Genomic DNA, 19,005 nt, shown 5'->3' on the forward strand with positions numbered 1-19,005 from the left:
CCATCATCGCCGCGCTGATCAGGGACGGCCGGGTCAGGCGGGCGTTCCTGGGGCTGGTGACCTCGCCCGCGCCGCTGCCCGAGCAGTTGCGGCGGCGTACCGGGCAGGACGGGGCGTTGCGCGTTGTGGAGGTGGTGCCCGGCTCGCCCGCGCACCAGGCCGGCCTGCGCGCGGGTGACCTGGTGCTGAGCGCAGGCCGCAGCCCCGTGGCGGACGCCCAGAGCCTGCAGCGGCTGATGTTCGCCGAGCGATCGGGCGGCCGTTGCCGATCACGGTCTATCGCAACGGCGCGCTCGTGGACGTCATCGCCGAGCCGGTGGAGCTCACGGGCTCCGGTGTGTGACCCTCCGGTCTTCGGCCTCCGCCTCCGACGCCGCCTCCGACGCCCAGGCCGACCCGGCCTCGGCGTCGGTTGTCGCGGTCGTTTCGGTGCCGGCGGTCCCGGTCGTCTCGGCGGTCTCGCTCGTCTCGGCGGGCTCGGCGGGCTCGGCGGGGCGGCCCTCGGGCTTGACGTACGTGCCGTTGCGGCGGGCCAGCAGCTCCTCCAGCAGCCCGTCCCAGCGCCGCCCGATCGCGTCCACGTCGTAGGTGCGCGCCGTCTCCACCGCCCGGGCGGCCAGGTCACGGCGGAGTCGGTCGTCCTCGATGACACGGATGATCGAGGCCGCCAGGTTCGCGTTGGTACGCGGCTTCACCAGCAGCCCATCCACCTCGTTCGTGATCATTTCCTTGGGACCGTGCGGGCTGTTGAAGCTCACGATGGCCAGCCCCTTGGCCATCGCCTCCAGGATCGTCATGGGAAAGCCCTCGTGCCGCGAGCTGAGCACGTAGATCGATGCCCGCTCCAGCTCGGCCCCCACGTCGGAGGTGGGCCCCGGCAGCTCGACCTTGCCTTCGAGGCCCAGCTCCACGATCAGCTCCGCGAGCGTCTCCTCCTGCGGCCCGGTGCCGAAGATGCGCAGCTTCCAGTCGGGGTGGGCCTCGGCGATCGTCTGCCAGGCGGTGATGAGCCGGTGGAAGCCCTTGATGCGGGTCATCCTGCCGACCGCGACGGCGACCTTGGCGTCGAGCTTGGCCACGCCGCCGGTCATCGGCGGCACGGCGTTGGGGATCCGGGTCAGCTTGCGCGGTTTCTTCGGCAGCGTGTTCCGGTAGTCGGTCAGGTCGGCCTTGGTCAGCGTGACCAGGGCGTCCAGGCGGCGGTAGCGCCACTTGATGAGCTCCTGGATCGGCTCGGCCTGGGTACGCAGCGCCACGTGCTCCTGCCCGATGGTGATCACGTTGGGCGGCGCTAACTGGGCCATCGCGAGATTGAGCCCCGGCCGGGTGCCGATCAGCACGCCGCCGTCCAGCGAGCGGATGTAGCGGGCCAGCTTGAGGTCGGTCCACAGGTTGAAACGGTGGTGTGCCGACTCGCCCTCGGGGATCAACCGGCTCGGCTTCTTCGACAGGAGCGCGCGCAGCGGGTTGAGGCCGGGCCGGAGGCGGTCGTCCAGGAAGCGGAACTTCACCCGCGGGTCGATCGGGAAGAACGGCTCCTCGGCCTCCTTCAGGATGCTGACGATCTCGACGTCGTGCTTCTCTGCCAGATGACCGGCCAGGTTGAACACGGTCCTGATCGTGCCGCCCATCCCGTGGGCGTGCAGCAGCAGGATTCGTACCTGCTTGGTCGAGGGCGCCGGGGCCTTGCCTGCTTTGCGCCGGTTGTACCCACGGTACAGCCGGACGGCGGCCGACCTGCCCTTGCGTGCCAGTGCGCGCACCTGACGGTTCCCCTTTTGGTCGTCGGAATTTGTCACAACACATATGGCCGGTGGTGTGGATCGTGCCTCACCACCGGCCATTGCCTTGCCATAGGTGGACATACGCCGTTCATCCCCGGTGCGCTATCCCCACCTATGATCTTTAGACGCCCGTAAGGTCGCTAAGGTTGCAAGCCTCCGCGAAACCGGATATTCAGCGCACTCGGCGGTGCCGCCGGCGAGGGATCACCGATCGGACAGCCGGGCCCGGGGCCTCGGCTGTCCGACCACGTCAACCGGTCAGACCGCCGTCTGGCCCGGAGCCCGGGTCACACCCTCGTCCGGCCGCTTGACATCCCGCTTGGTGTCCTTGGCCTGCCGGCTGGTCTTGATGGCCTGCTTCTTGGACTTGCCAGTCTTGGTGGCAGGTTTCTTCTTCGTGTCTGCCATCGGAATTCCCCCCTGAAACGAACGAGATGCACCTGATTGGTACACCTACGCGTGTAATACCCATCTCACGCAAAAACCGACATACCGCCTATCGGGTGGGCCGGTCCCCGGACGGCTCGGACCACCAGACGCCCTCTCCGTGTGACAGGCCCGGCAGCCGCTGCTCGAACCCGTGCACCGCCGCCGCCGGGAGCTCTCCCGTGAGCACCCACGTGTCGGCGCGCCTGACCGTGTCGCGCAGCACGCCGCCCGCCGTCGCCAGCCCGGCGCTGACCGCGTTGAACGCCTCCGCCGGCACCTCCAGCTCGAACCGGTGGCAGGGCTCGTACACGGTGGTGCCCGCCAGGCGCAGCGCCCGCCCGAGCACGATCGGGGTGCGGCCGCGGAAGTCGGCCGCCACCGTGACGGGAGGGTCGTAGCCGGTCCTGGTCAGCGTGACCACGACGTCGGTGACCGGCCAGCCGTGCGGTCCCTCGTTCAGCGCCAGGCGCACGCTCTCCTCGATCGCCCGATGGAAGGCCAGGGGCAGCGACCCGAGATCCACCTCCAGCCGGTAGCCGACGCCCGAGCCCGGGGCGCCCGGCCCGACCCGCAGGCCCACCGTGGCCATGAAGTCGTTGCGGCCGTGGCGCAGGATCTCCTCGACGGCCTCCGCGGTGCCCGCGGGACGTTCGAAGTAGACCGGGCGGCTCGGCTCGAACTCGGCCTCGACGCCGAAGTCCCCGGCCAGGGTCTCGGCGATGACCTCCTTCTGCACCTCGCCGTAGAGCAGGACCGACGTCTCGCCGCCCGCCAGCGTACGGGTGCCGATCAGCGGGTCCTGCTCGGCGAGGGTGAGCAGGGCGGCGTGCAGGCGGGGCTCCTGGCCGGGGACGCGGGGGCGTACGACGGTCTCCAGGCTGGGCGGGGTGAAGTGGGCCTGCCCGTCCGGGCCCGGCCCGCCCAGGTGGTCGCCGACCCGGATCCCGGGCACGCCCCACACCCTGGCGATGTCGCCGGCCACCGCCTGGCGCCGGTCCGGGGCGCCGGCGACGGAGAGCGCTGTCAGGCGGCCCTCGTACGTGTGGACGGCACCGCCCCGATGGCGGCGGTGGAACGTGAGGGGCTCGCGCGCCCGCAGGGTGCCCGCGCGCAGCCGCAGGTAGGCCACCTTCTCCCCGGACGGCCCCCGCTCGATCGCGAACGCCGCCCCCTCGGCGTCCCCCTCAGGGGAGCCGGGCTGGGGGACGGCGGGCAGGAGTTCGAGGCCGTCGAGCAGCTCGGCGACGCCCTGCCCGGTGATCGCCGAGCCGAACAGCAGCGGGTAGGTCACCCCGTCGGCGCATTGCCGCGCCAGCGCCGCCCGTACTCGCTCGCCGTCCGGGACCTTGCCGTCCACGAGCAGCTCCAGCAGGCCGTCGTCGCGCTCGGCCAGCACCTCGGCCGCCTCCTCGGCGAGGGCGACGGAGCGGGTGGCGGCCGCGGGGGTGCCGAGGTCGCGCACGGTGTTGAGCGCGACGACGTGCGGGGACAGCCGCCGCCGGATGTCGGCCAGCAGCTCCCGCTCCCTGGCGCCGGCCCGGTCGATCTTGTTCACGAAGATCAACGTGGGCAGGCGTAGCTTTTGCAGGGTCCTCATCAGGACCCGGGTGTGCGGCTGGACGCCCTCGACCGCCGACAGCACCAGCACGGCGCCGTCGAGCACGCCGAGCGCCCGCTCGACCTCGGCCACGAAGTCGGCGTGGCCGGGGGTGTCCACCAGGTTGACCCGCAGGTCGCCCAGGGAGAAGGAGGCGACGGCCGTACGGATGGTGATGCCGCGGCGGCGCTCGATCTCGCCCCTGTCGGTCTGTGTGCTGCCTTGGTCCACGCTGCCGAGCCGGTCGATGACGCCGGTCTCGAACAGCAGTCGCTCAGTGAGGCTGGTCTTGCCCGCGTCTACGTGCGCGAGGATGCCGATGTTCAGGATGTGCATGCGTGCAGGAGCCCTCGAGAACTCTCGTGCCAATGGGGCGCTGGGAGATTCCGAGGCGGCGCCGCATCTCAAGCTCCTGATCGTCGGCCGGCAGAACTGCCCGCCCATCCTGCCACCGCGCGTCACCCCCGGGCCAACCATTTACGCGCCCCTGGGCACCGGGGATCCGCGCGGCCCCACGTGTCGCGGGCCCGGCTGTGGGCCCGGGGTGTGGGGAGAGTGTTGCCCGGAGCCGGGGCCTCCCATCCCGGCTCGTCGCTCGTATGGGTTCGTGACCCGGCGTGCTGAGCCCTCGGAGCTCGGGGCGTCAGAGGAGGCGGAGTTGCTCCGGCTGGGCGGGGCGGGGGTCGCGGCGGGGCGGAAGGCGGCGGGCCATGGCCGGGGTGGCGCGCCCGACCCCGTGCCGCTCGGCCAGCTCCCTGACCTGGCCGGTGATGCGTCGCTGGTAGGACTTCGGGGCGTAGGCGCCGCGGCCGTAGAGCTCCAGGTAACGCGGCACCAGCCTGGGGTGCTCGCGTGCCAGCCAGGCCAGCCACCACTCCCGCGCCCCCGGCCGCAGATGCAGCACGATCGGGGCGATGTGCGTGGCGCCCGACTCGGCGATCTCCTTGACCGTGCGGTCGAGCTGGGCGGGAGAGTCGGTGAGGTAGGGGAGGATGGGCGCCATCAGCACCCCGCAGGCGATGCCGTTGCCGTTGAGCGTGGCGCAGACCTCCAGACGACGGCGCGGGTCGGGGGTGCCCGCCTCCACCGAGCGCCACGTCTCCGCGTCGAGGAATCCGACCGACACGTTGGCCCCCACCTCCGTCACCTCGGCGGCCTCGGTCAGCAGGTCGAGGTCGCGCAGGATCAGCGTGCCCTTGGTGAGGATGGAGAACGGGTTGGCGGCGTCGCGCAGCGCGGCCAGGATGCCGGGCATCAGCCGGTAGCGGCCCTCGGCGCGCTGGTAGCAGTCGACGTTGGTGCCCATGGCCACGTGGTGGCCGCCCCAGCGCGGCGCGGCCAGCTCCCTGCGGGCCAGCTCGGCGGCGTTGACCTTGACCACGATCTTCGAGTCGAAGTCCGCCCCGGTATCCAAATCTAGATATTCATGTGATTTTCGGGCAAAGCAGTAAACGCACCGGTGACTGCATCCGCGGTAGGGGTTGATCGTGTGCTCGAAGGGCACCCGGCTGGCCGCCGGCACCCGGTTGATGATGGATCGGGCCCGGATCTCGTAGAAGGTCATCCCCCTGAACCCGGGCGTGTCGAACGTGCGGGTGACCGCGCCGCGAGCGAACAAGGGCACGGCCGGATCGCCCTGACCGGGGCCGGTCAGGCGCAGGTTGTCCCAGCGCATCCCATGATTAGAACAAGAGTTCGGTCTTGATCGCAAACCGAAAAGAGGTTGCAATTACCTGGTCAGCCCGGGGCTAATGATCTTCAGGGTTGGGCAGATAGACGCCACGGAGCTTGCGTTCGGGAGGTGCACCTATGGCCTGGTCGCAGGACGAGGAGCGGTTGCTGGCACAGATCGAGCAGCACCTCGTCGACGACGATCCGCGACTCGTCGCACGGCTCGAGTCGTTCAACGAGCGGGTTCGTCGCAGCGAGGCGAGGTCGAAGGAGGCGCATGGCGGTCGTCGGCGGCCCCGTCGATCGACGGTCATCATCCTGATCAGCTGGCTGCTGATCGCCACTTTGGTCGCCACATTGCTGATCATGATTCTCCGCCACGAGGCCGCCGCTATGGCGCTGGCCACCGCTTTCTGACGACACGGGGTGACGTCCAGGTCACGTCCGATTTCCCGGTCCCGTGACGTACGGGCCGCCGCACGTCACGCGCTTGCTCATGCCTTCCGCAGCGCTCCGTAACCGATCACGACGACGCCCGCCCCGCGCGGGTCGACTCGCGTGCCCCGGCCAAGCCGAGCAACGCGCGGTCTCCGCTGCGCCCCGTGGCGATCGACGGCCCACACACCCGGCGGCCCGGCCCGGACACGCGACCCCACTCGGCCGGCCCACCCGGCCGCGCGCAGGGGGTCGGCGTCCGCTGCCGCCTTTGGCGGCCCAGCCCGAATGGTTCGGTGGGATGGGGGTTGCGGTCCGGGGGGTGGTGGAGGCGGCGTGAGATTCTGTACGTGTGTTGTCGCCGATCGACGTGCTCCGTCAGGAGATCATCGCCAATCTGGCCGCCTTCCACCGCCGGGAGGTGCCACCCGCCGAAGGGGTGCGCCGGGCCGCCGTCACCGTGTGTGTGCTGGAGGACGCCGAGCGTGCCCCGTACGCGGTCCTGATCAGGCGGGCCTCCCGCGGCCGTAACCCCGGGCAGTGGGCGCTGCCCGGCGGGCGGCTGGACGACGGTGAGCAGCCGGTGGAGGCGGCGCTGCGGGAGCTGGCCGAGGAGACCGGTGTCACCGGGGTCGAGGTGGCCGGGCTGCTCGACGACTTCGTCACCGACTCCGGGTTCGTGATCACGCCGGTGGTGGCGTTCGGTGGCCGGCAGGAGCCGGTGGCCGACCCGCGGGAGGTGGCCTCGGTGCACGCGGTGCCGCTGGAGCGGTTCCTGGCGCCCGGGGTGCCGCGCTGGCAGGGGGAGCTGCTGCAGATGCCGCTGGGGCCGTCCATCGTCATCCACGCGCCGACTGGGGCGATTTTGTGGCAGTTTGCCGAGGTGGCGCTTCGTGGCCGTGAGCAGCGGGTATTCGACGTGGTCCAGCCACATTGGACCAGAACCTGACCGATTCTTGGGAGGCGATGGAATATGCGTCGCCCGATGTCCGTTAGCATCGAATGGCCGATGTGGTCTGTGTCCCCCGGGCCGCAAATTACCGCCTTCACGGAATACCGTTCGGCTGGAGCCGTGTTGTGCATCTCGCCGAGGAGGCGACCGCCACATCGGCCTAAACGGCTTTTCGCAGGCGTCCCGCACGAGTGCGGGGCGCCTGCTTTATGGTGGGGTGGCTGACTGCCCGAAGATCCAGGAGCGCTAGTTGCTGTACCAAGTGGTCAAGTTCGCCGCCGCGCCGCTCGCCCACGCGATGTGCCGCCCGCACATCACCGGCGCGGTGCACGTGCCCAGGAAGGGGCCCGCGATCCTGGCCGCCAACCACCTGTCGGTTCTTGACTCGTTCCTGCTGCCCGCGTTGCTGCCCAGGCGCGTGACGTTCACCGCCAAGAACGAGTACTTCGACGGCAACCCCGTCTCCGGCTTCTTCATGCGGCTGGGCGGCAGCCTGCCGATCGACCGGGAGAGCGCGCACGCCGCGCAGGCCATGCTCGACGCCGCCGCCGAACTGCTGGAGCGCGGCGAGCTGTTCGGCATCCACCCCGAGGGCACCCGCTCGCCCGACGGCCGCCTCTACCGCGGCAAGGTGGGCGTGGCCTGGCTGGCGCTCAAGACCGGCGCGCCGGTGCTGCCGGTGGCGCTCAGCGGGACCGAGAGGGTGCTGCCCCCCGGCTCGAAGGTGCCAAGGCCCGCGCGGATCGGCATCACCATCGGGGCGCCCCTGCGCTTCACGGGCGATCACTCCAGCGCCCGCGACCGGCGGCGGGTGACCGACGAGGTCATGCAGGCCATCCAGCGGCTGTCGGGTCAGGAATACGTGCCCGCGTACGCTGCCAGCGTCAAGGCGGCGAACGGCGCGGTCAAGGCCGGCGGCGCCGTCAAGGCCGACGGCGTGAGCAAGGCAGGCGGCGTGAGCAGGGCCGGCGGCGTGTCCAAGGACGAGGATCGAGAGGGCTGATCAGTGCCACGGGGCCGGACCATCGCGATCGTGTCGATCGCCGGCGTGCTCGCGGTGGGGGCCGCGGCCGGCGGCGCCTATTACGTGCTGCACACCAGGGGCACACCCGCCGGGACCGCGCAGCGCTTCGTCGCCGCCTGGCAGGCGGGCGACTGGACCGCGATGGGGGCCCAGCTCGCCACGCCGCAGCAACTCGGCGCGTACGAGCAGCAACGCAGCGCGCTCGCGGTGGAGTCGTCCTCGATCAAACTCGGCGAGATCACCGAGGGTGACGACCGGGCACGCGCCCCCTACACCGCCACCCTGACCCTGAAGAACCTCGGCACGTGGTCCTACCAGGGCCAGATCGATCTCGTGGTGGCCGACCGGACCTGGAAGGTCGACTGGAAGCCGCAGACGCTGCACCCCTCGATGACCGCGGGCGCCAAGTTCGGGCTCAAGACGCGCTGGCCCGACCGGGCCGAGATCACCGACGCCGAGGGCGACCGCATCGACACCGGCACCGTGGGCGGCTCGGTGCAGCAGCTCGTCGGCTATCTCGACAAGGCGACCAAGAAGGACCTGGACAAGCTCGGCTCCTCCTACGAGGTCGGCCAGGCGATCGGGCGCGGCGGGCTGCAGGAGACGTTCCAGGAGCGGCTGGCGGGCACCCCGGCCACCGAGATCCAGCTCGGCGGCAAGACGCTGGAGACCATCGAGGGCACCGACGGCGAGCCCGTGCAGACGACGCTCGACCCGCGTGTGCAGGCCGCCGCCGTGACCGCGGTCAAGGACCACGACAAGCCCACCTCCATGGTGGCGATCAAGCCGTCCACAGGCGCGATCCTGGCCGTGGTGAACAACAGGGGCGGCTTCAACCGGGCACTGGACGGCCGCTACCCGCCCGGCTCGACGTTCAAGGCGGTCACGGCGATCGGGCTGCTCGCGGCAGGGATGGCGCCGGAGGACCAGGTGACGTGCCCCATGTACGCCACCGTCGGCGGCCTGAAGATCCGCAACTCCGACAAGGAACAGTTCGGGTCGCTGTCGTTCCTCGACTCGTTCGCGCACTCGTGCAACACGACGTTCGCGCCGCTGGCCCAGCAGCGGCTGGGCGCGGACAAGCTGCTGGCGGCGGCCGAGGGCGTGGGCTTCAACCAGCCGCTCAACATCGGGGTGCCGGCCGCCAAGGCCAGCTTCCCCAAGGCGCAGTCCGACGCCGAGCTGGGCGCCGAGTCGTTCGGGCAGGCCCGGATCACCGCCAGCCCGCTCTCGATGGCCTCGGTGGCCGCCGCCATCGCCGACGGCACCTGGCGGCCCCCGACGCTGGTGCCGTCCCTGAAGCAGAAGGCCAAGGAACGCGCGCTGCCCGAGGGAGTCAAGACGCCGCTGCACGAGCTGATGGCGGCCGTGGTGACCAAGGGCACCGCCAAGGCGGCGGGGCTGCCCGCCGGGACGTACGGCAAGACCGGCACCGCCGAATACGGCACCGGCGAGGAGCTCGACACGCACGCCTGGTTCATGGGCTTCAAGGACGACGTGGCGTTCGCCGTGGTCGTCGAGGGCGGGGGCGGCGGCGGCTCGGTCGCGGCCCCGGTGGCGGCGAAGTTCCTCAAGGCGCTGTGATTTTCACGCGGGGCTTGAGTCTCCAGCGGGTGGAAGGTGCAGGCTGCGGGCCGTGAGTGAAGGGCTCTACACGATCGGCGAGCTGGCCCGGCGTACGGGCCTGCCGGTGCGCACGATCCGGTTCTGGTCCGACAGCGGTGTGCTGCCGGAGACCGGGCGGTCCGCCGGCGGCTACCGCCTGTACGACGAGGCCGCCGCGGCCCGGCTCGACCTGGTGCGCATGCTGCGCGAGCTGGGCATCGGGCTGGAGGCCGTACAGCGGATCCTGGCGCGGCGGGTCACGGTGGCCGAGGTGGCGCGGGTGCAGGTACGGGCCGTGGACGCCGAGATCCGGGCGCTGCGGGCGCGCCGGGCCGTGCTGAGCCTGATCTCCGAACGCGGTGCTACGACCGAGGAGATGCTGATGTTGCACAAACTCGCCCAGTTGTCGGCCGCCGAGCGGCGGGGGATCGTCGAGGAGTTCGTGGCCGGGACCTTCGCCGGGATCGAACTGGACGCCGATGCGGCCGTCATCGCGGAGTGGATGCGCGAGCTGCCAGACTCGCCCTCGCCCGCGCAGTTCGACGCGTGGGTGGAGCTGGCCGAACTGATCGCCGACGAGGATTTCAGGCAGCGGCTGCGCCGCATCGCGCTGAGCGGGCCGGGGCCGCTCCCCGCGTACGAACTGCGGGCGCGCGTCCTGGCCGAGGCCGCGCCCGCGCTGGCGGGCGGGGTGCCGCCGGGTTCGGCGGCCGGGCGGCAGGTGCTGGACGTGGTCGTCGGGCCCGTGGCGGACCGGGGTGAGCTGCTCGAATGGCTGGAGACGGTGGCGGACGCCCGGGTGGAGCGCTACTGGGCGCTGCTGGCGGCGCTCAACGGACACCAGCAGGCACCACCCGCGGTGCCGGCCTTCACCTGGCTGATCGCCGCCCTACGCGCCCACGACGGCGCCGCCACCTGAGCCCGGGGGCGCCGCCACCTGTGCCCGGGGGCGCCGCCACCTGTGCCTGGGGGCGCCGCCACCTGAGCCCGGGAGTCCCGCCACCCGAGCCGGGGCCCGCCATCCGAGCCCGGGGGTCTGCCACGGCTCCGGGCCGCTGGGCTGCGTGCGGCGCGGCGGCTGGGGCGGGTGTGGTCCGGGATGAGGTGACCGGGTGGGCGTGATGGGCAGGGGGCGGGTGTGCTGGGGATCGGCGTCGGGGAGTATCACGAGCGGCAGGCCGCCATGCGGAGGCTGGCCGCGCGCTCGGGGCTGCAGGGCGTCGTGGCCTGGTCGCGCGGCGGGGCGGCGCAGGACCGTTACGCCGACGTCTACCACCTCACGGGCTGCTACCAGAATTGTCGGCAGTGCTCCGGGCTTCAGCCCGGGGGTGAAGCCGACCGTCCCGCGTAGCGGGGCAAGAACAGCCGATTCGCCGCCAGGCGGACCGGTGTCCATCCGCTCAGATGGGCCGGTTCTGCTGTTCGATAAACTCGCGCAGGACACTGATCGGCCCGCCGCCCACCGAACCGGCGAAGTAGGAGCCCGACCACAGTTTGTTCGCCCGGTAGTAATGGGCGGTCAGTTCGGGGAACTCCTGTCGCATCCGCCGCGAGGACACACCTTTGAGGCTGTTGACCAGTTTGGACAGGGCGATCTTGGGTGGGAAGTTGACCAGCAGGTGGACGTGGTTGTGCCCGCCGTTGAACTCGGCCAGGCCGGTCTCGAAGTCGGCGCAGACGGCCCGCATGATCTCTTCCAGACGGGTCAGGTGCGCGTCGGTGAACACCCGATGCCGGAACTTCGTCACGAAGACCAAATGAGCGTGGAGCACGAAAACGCAGTGCCTGCCGGTTCTGATATCGCTGTACTCGGCCATAACCCAACTTTATGGTGATCGAGTGCAGTTGCGGTACAACTACCGGATCGACCCGCCCCCACCCAGCGGGTCGCGCTGGGCCGGGCGTTCGGGTGCGCCCGGACGGTGTTCAACGACGCACTGCGCATCGCCCCGCCTCGGTTCCGGTCCCGCAAGGACAACCGGCAGGCGATCCGGTTTACCAAGAATGCCCGGTTCAAGGTGAGCCGGAATGGGAACTTGTCCTGCCGAAGATTGGCGAGGTCGCGGTGCGCTGGTCGCGGGACCTGCCTGCCGGCCCGTCCTCGGTCACGGTCATCAAGGACGCGGCGGGCCGGTACTTCGCCGGCTTCGTGGTCGAGGTCACCGTGCAACCGCTGTCCGCCGTCGAAGCCGAGACCGGGATCGACCTCGGGCTTGGGCACTTCGCCGTCCTGCCGGACGGGACGAAGATCGACTCTCCGCGCTTCCTGCGCCGGGCGGAGAAACGGCTGAAGAAAGCTCAACGCGCCCTGTCCCGGAAAGAGAAGGGCAGCCGCAACCGCGACAAGGCCCGGCACAAGGTCGCCCGCGCGCACGCACGGGTCGCCGACGCCCGCCGCGAGTTCCACCACCGGCTCTCCACGCAGATCATCCGCGAGAACCAAGCGGTGTTCGTGGAGGACCTGGCGGTGGGCGGACTGGCGCGCACGAGGCTGGCCAAGGAGGCCGGCCAAGAGTGTGCACGATGCCGGGTGGTCGGCGTTCGTGAACATGCTGCAGTACAAAGCGAGACTGTACGGCAGGACATTCGCCAAGGTCAGTCGATGGTTTCCGTCCTCCAAGCTGTGTTCAGCGTGTGGAGCCGTAACCGAGGCGATGCCTTTGCACGTCCGGGAGTGGACCTGCGGGTGTGGCGCGGTTCACGACCGCGATATCAATGCTGCGATCAACATCCTGGCCGCTGGACGGGCGGACAGGCTAAACGGCTGTGGAGGGCCGGTCAGGCCATCCTTCGGGATGGCGCAGCCCCGCGAAGCAGGAAGCCACGGAAGTGCCGCCGCGTGAACGGGGCGGCACAGGCCAGAATCTTCGGGCTTCAGCCCGAAGAGCGTGTCAACTGTTCGTCCTCGCGCGTACGTGGGTCGTCGGCGCCGAGCCGACCATCGAGCAGCGGCGGCTGCTCGCCGTGGTGCGGGACAGCGCGCTGGCGGGGATCGAGGCGGTCCGGGCCGGGCAGCGGGTCGGGGCGGCGGTGCCAGGGGGTGTTCGAACGCTCGGCTTTCGTCGCCCACCACGGGCTGCCCCCGCGGGAACAGGGCGGGGGGTGGGGGCACGGGCTCGGGCTGTCGTTCGAGCCGCCCTGGGTGGCCTGCGACGGGCCGGACTCGGGGATGCGGATCGCGGCCGGGATGTGCCTGGCCCTCGGACACCGGATCGCCATGCCCTCCGTGGGCGGCGCCGCCCACGAGGACGTGATCATCGTCACCGACGCCGGGCCCGAGGTCGTCACCCCCGGCCCGTGAGAGGAGGCCGACCGGCGGCGCCCGGCTCGGCGGCGGCGATGCCCCAGCTCAGGGGGCGGCGGTGTCACGGGTCGGGTGGCGGTGTCCCGGGAGGCCCGGCGGTGACCCGGCTCAGCGGGGCGGTGGCCCGGGTCAGGGGCGGAGGCCGCTGGCGAGGATGCCGAGCACGATGCCGACGACCATGAAGGCGCCGGCGACGCCGGCGGCCCACTTGCCCAGTGGCTCGCCCCGCGCGTGGCCCACGATGCCCAGGATGATGCCGGCCAGGCCGAAGAGGATCGGCACGAACAGCAGCGCCACCGCGGCGCAGACGAACCCGATGATCGACAGCACCTGGGCGCTCGGCGGTTGCCGGTAAGGGGGAGGCGGCGACTGGGACCACCGGGTCTCGCCGGCGCGGGGGTCCTCGCCCCCGGGCGGATCCTGCGAAGAGGTCACGGACGACTCCCCTCTCGTGACGAGAACCACATCACACACCGGTGCGGCTACCCTGTCGAGCCGCATGAAATGGGACATCTGCCCATTTCAGGCGGGTTCTATCGGGGGACAAAGCTGTGGCGGGAGGGGCCTCGCGTGCACCACGTCGAGGCGGGACACGGCGCGGGTGAGAGCGACGTACAGCCGGTTCAGGCCACGCCGCTCGGCGGCGGCGATGGCGGCGGGCTCGGCGACGATCACGTGGTCGTACTCCAGGCCCTTGGCCAGCGAGGCGGGCAGCACGGTCAGGCGCCCGCCGAACTCGGCGGTGACGTCGGCGCCCGTGCCGGGGCCGGCCGGGTTCGCGGAGCGCAGGGCGGTCCTGAGGGACTCCACGTCGGTGTCGGCCGCGATCACTCCGATCGAGCCCTCGAACGCCAGCGCCTCGCGCACCGCCGCGGCCACCCCCGCGCCCAGCTCGGCCACCTCGGTCACCCGCACCTTGCCGTCCGTACGGTACGAGCGGGTCACGGGCACGTCCGCCGCCAGCGCCGCCAGCAGCGTGTTGGCCAGCTCCACCACCGCGGCCGGGACGCGGAAGCCGGTCGTCAGGGCCACGAGCCGGACGTCGGGCTTGCCCAGCAGCTCCATGCGCTCCGGCCAGGAGGTGGCCGCCCACGGGGTGGTGCCCTGGGCCAGGTCGCCGAGCACGGTGATCGAGCCGTGCTCGCTGCGCCTGGCCACCGCCCGGCACTCCATGGGGGACAGGTCCTGGGCCTCGTCCACGATGACGTGGCCGTAGCCGCGCGGGCGCTCGATCAGCGCGGCCAGCTCGTCGAGCAGCACCAGGTCGGCGGCGCTCCACCGGGCACCGCGGACGCCGCGCGGCGGCCTGGCCCAGGCGACCGCCCGGCGTTCGGCCGGGGTCAGCACGCCATCCGGCGGGTCGCGCAGCACCTCGTACAGGACCGCCTCCGGTCTGACGGCCGGCCAGACGGCGTCCAGGGACGGGGTGACGGCGCGGCCGACCTTGCGGATCCAGGCCGCGTTCGCCGTCTGCCCGCGGGCCTCGGCCTGGCGCTGGACGGCGGAGACGAGCCGGGCCCGCACCCGCTCCCGGCCGGCCCCGTACGGCAGGGAATCGCGGCGGGTGTCGTCCACGATGCGGCGCAACTCGTCCTCGGGCACCCGCCACCGGTAGGTAGGAGCCGTCGGCCACCACGACGGGCTCCACCGGCTTACGGATCCGCCCGTACAGGGCCTCGCGCAGCACCCGCGCCATCCGGACGTCGTGCTTGACGGCCGCAGCCTCCTCGCTGTCGACGGCGGTGACCGGGACGGTGGCGAGCAGGCGCTCCAGCGTGGTCTGCTCGACCTCCAACTCGCCGAGCGCGGGCAGCACGGCCGAGATGTAGCCGAGGAAGGCCCGGTTGGGACCGAGGACCAGCACGCCGCCGCGTTCCAGCCGGGCGCGGTGCGCGTACAGCAGGTAGGCGGCGCGGTGCAGGCCGACCGCCGTCTTGCCGGTGCCGGGCGCGCCCTGCACACACAGGGAGACCTCCAGGCCGGCGCGTACGAGGTCGTCCTGCTCGGGCTGGATGGTGGCCACGATGTCGCGCATGGGGCCGACGCGGGGGCGCTCGATCTCGGCGGCCAGCAGCCTGCTCCCACCCTCCTCGCCTTGCTCCAGCCGCTCGTCCTCGAACCCGGTCAGCGTGGTGCCCGACCAGCCGAAGCGGCGGCGCACCGCGACGCCCTGGGGGTCGCGGGCGCCGGCCCGGTAGAACGCACGCGAGACGGGCGCGCGCCAGTCGATCACCACGGGTGGTCCGCCGTGCTCGCCGCTGATGTGCCGCCGGCCGATGTGGTACGAGCGGCCGTGATGCTCGGCCCAGCCCTCCTCGGGCCCGCGGGAGCCAGGCCCGCCGAAGTCCAGGCGGCCGAAGAACGGCGGCCCGTCCGGCTCCTCGCTGAGCTCCTTGGCCAGGCTCTTGAGGTGGCGGCCGAGGCGTTCTGCGCTGTAGCGGTCGCCCGCCACGGTCTCCCCGACGATCACGTTGTTCCGCGCGCCTTCGAGCATCCGGCGCAGGCCGGCCCGGCAGCGCTCGACGTACCGGCGCTCGTCCTCGAGCGTGTCCATGACATCCCCTGAAGCGTTAACTTGGTTAAGAGATTGACCAGGTTAACACTTTGCTAGACTGTGCTCGTGGCGGGACTACGGCAGATCCAGCGGCAGCGGGTGCACGAGGCGATCTCGGCGGCGGCCATCCGGCTCTTCCTGGCACGGGGTTTCGACGAGGTGCCGGTGGCGGAGATCGCGGCGGCGGCGGAGGTCTCCAAGCCGACGCTGTTCAAATACTTCGCCACCAAGGAGGACCTGGTGCTGCACCGGATCGCCGACCACCAGGGGGAGGCGGCCCGCGTGGTGCGGGGGACGCCCGGGCCGCCGCTGGAGGCGCTGCGCCGCCACTTCCTCGACGGGCTCGCCCGGCGCGATCCGGTCACGGGGCTCAACGACGATCCGGAGGTGGTGGCCTACCACCGGATGGTGTTCGGCACACCGAGCCTGGTGGCGCGGCTGTTCCATCACATGTCGCTCGACGAGGGGGCCCTGGCCGAGGCGCTCGCCGAGCGGATGGACGACCTGACGGCCGCCCTGGTGGCGGGGCAGGTGCTGGCCACCCAGCGGGTGCTCGCGCGGCGCAACTGGGCGTCGCTGGCCGAGGGAAGGCCGCTGGCGGAGGTGGAACCGGAGGCGGTGCGCGCCGCTGAGCGCGCTTTCGCCCTGCTGTCCACCGGGTAATTCACACAATGGCACTGTTTCACGCCCCGCGGGATTAATGACGTTCGGCCAGTTGAGAGCGCTTGTCGCTTTGATATTCTGAGCACCTCTTCGCCAATTGCAGAGTTATGCAATTTGGGACATTGTGGGGTTGGCTTTACCTGAAGGAGTGATGGTGGGCGGGTTTTTCACGCGCATATTCGATTACGGACGGTCGCGGAAGGACTGCGGAAGGTGACGGGGGTGCGGGCCCTGGGCTGGGCCCGGCTGCGCTCGCTGCTGCCGGAACGCGCCTCGCTCGCCGAAATGCGCCGCCAGCCCCGCCAGGACCTCCTCGCCGGGCTCACGGTGGCCATCGTCGCGCTGCCGCTGGCGCTCGGGTTCGGCATCTCCTCCGGCATGGGGGCCGCCTCCGGGCTGGCCACGGCCGTGGTCGCCGGGTCGCTGGCCGCGGTGTTCGGCGGGTCCCGGGTGCAGGTCTCCGGCACGAGCGGCGCGATGACCGTCATCCTGCTGCCGATCATGAGCGACCACGGCGCCACCGGCGTGCTCATGGTCGGAGTCCTGGCCGGGCTGCTGCTGATCCTGCTGGCCCTGGCCCGCGCGGGCCGCTACATCGCCCTGATCCCGGCTCCGGTCGTCGCGGGCTTCACCGTCGGCATGGCGTGCGTGATCGGCCTGCAGCAGATCCCGCACGCGCTCGGCGTGCCCGCCCGCGACGGTGACAAGGTCGCCATCGTGGCCTGGCACGCGCTGATCGACTTTCTCGCCAGGCCGCACTGGTGGGCCATGTCCGTCACCCTGGTCGTGGCCGCGATGCTGCTGCTGGGCGCGAGCGTGCGGCCCAACGTCCCCTTCTCGCTGGTCGCCGTGGCCCTCGCAACGGTGGGCGCCGAGCTGGCCGGGCTCCCGCTGGCCAGGATCGGCGACCTGCCCCCCGGGCTGCCCGCGCCGTCGCTGGGCTTCCTCGACCTCGCGGCGCTGCCGGTTCTGGCCGCACCCGCCGTGGCGGTGGCCGCCCTGGCCGCGCTGGAGTCGCTGCTGTCGGCCTCCGTCTCGGACAACCTGACCGGTGGGCGGCGGCACGACCCCGACCGGGAGCTGTTCGGGCAGGGCCTGGCCAACCTCGTCACCCCGATGTTCGGCGGCATGCCCGGCACGGGGGCCATCGTCCGTACCGCGATCAACGTGCGCTCCGGCGCCCAGTCGCGGCTGGCGGCGCTGGCGCACGCGCTGATCCTGGGCACCATCGTCTACACCGCCGCCGGGCTCGTCTCCCGGATCCCGCTGGCCGCGCTGGCCGGGGTGCTGCTCGCCACGTCGGTGCGCATGGTGGAGGTCGACTCGGTGCGGGCCATGTTCCGCTCCACTCGGGGGGACGCCCTCGTGCTGGTGCTGACGGCCGTCGCGACGCTGACCCTCGACACCGTGCTGGCCGTCGTCCTCGGGCTGGTCGCGGCGGGGGCGCTGGCCCTGCAGGCCATCGCCCGCCATGCGCGCCTGGACCCCGAGCCGCTGCGCCACGACCTGCAGCCGCAGCACACCGAGGACGAGCACGCCCTGCTCGCCGAGCACATCGTCACCTACCGGCTGGCCGGGCCGCTGTTCTTCGCCGCCGCCCATCGGCTGCTGCTGGAGCTGTCGGAAGTGACCGACGTGTCGGTGGTGGTGCTGCGGATGTCCCGGGTCACCACCATCGACGCCAGCGGGGCGCTGGTGCTGGGGGACGCCATCGGGCGGCTGGAGCGGCGCGGCATCCTCGTCTACGTCTCCGGCATTCCGGACGGGCACCACCAGCCCTTGGAGGCGCTGGGGGTGATCGCCCGGCTCGATCGGGCGGGCCAGGTGTTCACCACGACCACGGAGGCCATCTCGGCCGCCCGCGACCGCCTCCACAGCACCGGCATCCTGCCCCGCCTGGCGGGCTGACCCCAGCCGGGCCGGGAGCGGCCAAGCCATGGAGGCGGTCAGGCCCAGGTCCAGGGGCCGGTCAGGTCAGGGCCGGTCAGGTCAGGGTCGGGGCGGTCAGGTCAGGGGGCGGGCGGTGGGGAAGCGCAGGCGGTCCACGGCGTCGCGGCGGGTCTTCTCCGGGCGGCGGTCGTAGCGGGCCGTGGTGGCCGGGGACGAGTGGCCCACCAGGGCCTGGGTGGTGGCCAGGTCCACGCCCGCGTCCAACAGCTCGCCGATGAAGGTGCGGCGGAAGTCGTGGGCCGTACGTCGGGCGGCGCCCGCCTCGCTCAGGCGCCGGGACAGGATGTCGGCTATGCCCTGCCCGGTGAGGCCCACCGGGCGCCCGTCGCGCTCGCGCAGGTGGCCGGAGCGGCTGATCGGGCTGAACAGGGCGCCGGGCACGGCGCCGCGGATCGCCAGCCAGCGCTCGACCAGGCCGATCGCGTCCGCGGTCAGGTAGACCAGGCGTTCCTTGTCCCGCTTGCCGCGCACCCGCAGCGATCGGGTGCCCGGGTCGTAGTCGGACAGGAGCAGGCCGCCGAGCTCGGCGCGGCGGCAGCCGGTGGAGTACAGGACGGCGATCAGCGCGGCGTCGCGGATCCCGGCCGGGGAGTCGTCGCACGCCGACAGGGCGGCTCCGACCACCTCGGGCGGCACGTGGTGGCCGGTCGGCAGGCGGCTCTGGCGCACCGGGGCCAGGTCGGAGGCGCGGGCGAAGTCCTCGGCACTGGTCTGGCCGAGCCGCCAGGCCTCCTTCAGCACCCGCCGCAGCGCCACCAGGTGCTTGTTGACGTAGGCCGCCGACCAGCCCTGGTCGGTGAGCATCGTGCGGATGCGCACCGTGTGCTCGTAACGCAGCAGGTGCCACGGCTGGCCCGCGCCCGTGGCCGTCTCGTCGCCGGTGAGCAGACGGGCCAGCCGGTCGAGGCAGCCGCGCATCGTGCGGCGCGACTCCTGGCTGGTGAGCGAGTCGAGATAGACGTGGTACGGGTCGCGCGCCGGCTCGACCGGCACCGCCGCCGACGCGGGACTCTCGGGCACGACAGGCAGGCTCACCA

General features: G+C 71.9%; 18 protein-coding genes and 1 pseudogene. 11 read left to right on the forward strand and 8 right to left on the reverse strand.

The genetic code is table 11. The annotated features are described in order from the left end of the window. Positions 1-323: 323 nt before the first annotated feature. The 4 genes from ABGB18_RS19205 to ABGB18_RS19220 form a co-directional block, all read right to left on the reverse strand. Complete coding sequence (locus tag ABGB18_RS19205; protein ID WP_347696887.1) at positions 324-1,763, reverse strand: glycosyltransferase family 4 protein; 1,440 nt, start codon at positions 1,761-1,763, stop codon at positions 324-326. A 279-nt stretch (positions 1,764-2,042) separates the two neighbouring features. Then, positions 2,043-2,192, reverse strand: a complete 150-nt coding sequence (locus tag ABGB18_RS19210; RefSeq protein ID WP_347696888.1) for a hypothetical protein — start codon at positions 2,190-2,192, stop codon at positions 2,043-2,045. An 88-nt stretch (positions 2,193-2,280) separates the two neighbouring features. Further along, positions 2,281-4,146, reverse strand: coding sequence for a translation factor GTPase family protein (locus ABGB18_RS19215; protein ID WP_347696889.1), 1,866 nt, complete (start codon positions 4,144-4,146; stop codon positions 2,281-2,283). A gap of 307 nt (positions 4,147-4,453) precedes the next feature. Further along, complete coding sequence (locus ABGB18_RS19220; RefSeq protein ID WP_347696890.1) at positions 4,454-5,485, reverse strand: Rv2578c family radical SAM protein; 1,032 nt, start codon at positions 5,483-5,485, stop codon at positions 4,454-4,456. A gap of 134 nt (positions 5,486-5,619) precedes the next feature. Between ABGB18_RS19220 and ABGB18_RS19225 the strand changes: the two genes are divergently transcribed. From ABGB18_RS19225 to ABGB18_RS19250, 6 genes are all read left to right on the forward strand, one after another. Next, positions 5,620-5,898 (forward strand): DUF3040 domain-containing protein, encoded by a 279-nt coding sequence (locus ABGB18_RS19225; RefSeq protein ID WP_347696891.1) that lies wholly within the window; start codon positions 5,620-5,622, stop codon positions 5,896-5,898. 370 nt (positions 5,899-6,268) lie between these two features. Then, on the forward strand, positions 6,269-6,865 hold the full coding sequence (locus tag ABGB18_RS19230; RefSeq protein ID WP_347696892.1) for a CoA pyrophosphatase: 597 nt from the start codon (positions 6,269-6,271) through the stop codon (positions 6,863-6,865). Positions 6,866-7,118: 253 nt separating this feature from the next. After that, positions 7,119-7,871 carry a lysophospholipid acyltransferase family protein gene (locus ABGB18_RS19235; protein ID WP_347696893.1) on the forward strand — a complete coding sequence of 251 codons (753 nt, stop codon included), beginning with the start codon at positions 7,119-7,121 and terminating at the stop codon, positions 7,869-7,871. Positions 7,872-7,901: 30 nt separating this feature from the next. After that, positions 7,902-9,476 (forward strand): penicillin-binding transpeptidase domain-containing protein, encoded by a 1,575-nt coding sequence (locus ABGB18_RS19240; RefSeq protein WP_347696894.1) that lies wholly within the window; start codon positions 7,902-7,904, stop codon positions 9,474-9,476. A gap of 52 nt (positions 9,477-9,528) precedes the next feature. Then, the gene (locus ABGB18_RS19245) at positions 9,529-10,416 is read left to right on the forward strand and encodes a MerR family transcriptional regulator (protein ID WP_347696895.1); all 888 of its coding nucleotides are present in this window, start codon (positions 9,529-9,531) and stop codon (positions 10,414-10,416) included. A gap of 219 nt (positions 10,417-10,635) precedes the next feature. Next, positions 10,636-10,848 (forward strand): hypothetical protein, encoded by a 213-nt coding sequence (locus ABGB18_RS19250; RefSeq protein ID WP_347696896.1) that lies wholly within the window; start codon positions 10,636-10,638, stop codon positions 10,846-10,848. 49 nt (positions 10,849-10,897) lie between these two features. On the opposite strand, the gene tnpA is transcribed toward ABGB18_RS19250, so the two are convergent. Continuing rightward, complete coding sequence (gene tnpA, locus ABGB18_RS19255) at positions 10,898-11,314, reverse strand: IS200/IS605 family transposase (RefSeq protein ID WP_347696897.1); 417 nt, start codon at positions 11,312-11,314, stop codon at positions 10,898-10,900. Between the two features lie 22 nt (positions 11,315-11,336). Here tnpA and ABGB18_RS19260 point away from each other — a divergent pair. Beyond that, a pseudogene (locus tag ABGB18_RS19260) lies at positions 11,337-12,340 on the forward strand (transposase). 197 nt (positions 12,341-12,537) lie between these two features. Then, positions 12,538-12,798 (forward strand): M24 family metallopeptidase, encoded by a 261-nt coding sequence (locus ABGB18_RS19265; protein ID WP_347696898.1) that lies wholly within the window; start codon positions 12,538-12,540, stop codon positions 12,796-12,798. A gap of 132 nt (positions 12,799-12,930) precedes the next feature. Here the strand turns inward: ABGB18_RS19265 and ABGB18_RS19270 are convergent, their stop codons facing one another. Continuing rightward, positions 12,931-13,236, reverse strand: coding sequence for a hypothetical protein (locus tag ABGB18_RS19270; RefSeq protein WP_347696899.1), 306 nt, complete (start codon positions 13,234-13,236; stop codon positions 12,931-12,933). Between the two features lie 87 nt (positions 13,237-13,323). After that, complete coding sequence (locus ABGB18_RS19275; RefSeq protein ID WP_347696900.1) at positions 13,324-14,403, reverse strand: ATP-binding domain-containing protein; 1,080 nt, start codon at positions 14,401-14,403, stop codon at positions 13,324-13,326. Positions 14,404-14,506: 103 nt separating this feature from the next. On the opposite strand from ABGB18_RS19275, the gene ABGB18_RS19280 reads away from it, so the two are divergent. The 3 genes from ABGB18_RS19280 to ABGB18_RS19290 all read left to right on the forward strand — a co-directional run bounded on the left by ABGB18_RS19280 (position 14,507) and on the right by ABGB18_RS19290 (position 17,926). Beyond that, positions 14,507-15,367, forward strand: coding sequence for a hypothetical protein (locus ABGB18_RS19280; RefSeq protein WP_347696901.1), 861 nt, complete (start codon positions 14,507-14,509; stop codon positions 15,365-15,367). Positions 15,368-15,421: 54 nt separating this feature from the next. Further along, a complete protein-coding gene (locus tag ABGB18_RS19285) occupies positions 15,422-16,018 on the forward strand; it encodes a TetR/AcrR family transcriptional regulator (RefSeq protein WP_347696902.1) in 597 nt (198 codons plus the stop codon). Between the two features lie 285 nt (positions 16,019-16,303). Next, positions 16,304-17,926: a SulP family inorganic anion transporter gene (locus ABGB18_RS19290; RefSeq protein WP_347696957.1), complete on the forward strand. Its 1,623-nt coding sequence runs from the start codon at positions 16,304-16,306 to the stop codon at positions 17,924-17,926. 96 nt (positions 17,927-18,022) lie between these two features. Here ABGB18_RS19290 and ABGB18_RS19295 read toward each other — a convergent pair whose 3' ends face one another. Further along, positions 18,023-19,003 (reverse strand): tyrosine-type recombinase/integrase, encoded by a 981-nt coding sequence (locus ABGB18_RS19295; RefSeq protein ID WP_347696903.1) that lies wholly within the window; start codon positions 19,001-19,003, stop codon positions 18,023-18,025. Positions 19,004-19,005 lie beyond the last annotated feature (2 nt).

Source organism: Nonomuraea sp. B12E4 (assembly GCF_039871825.1).
In the GTDB taxonomy this organism is placed as follows: domain Bacteria; phylum Actinomycetota; class Actinomycetes; order Streptosporangiales; family Streptosporangiaceae; genus Nonomuraea.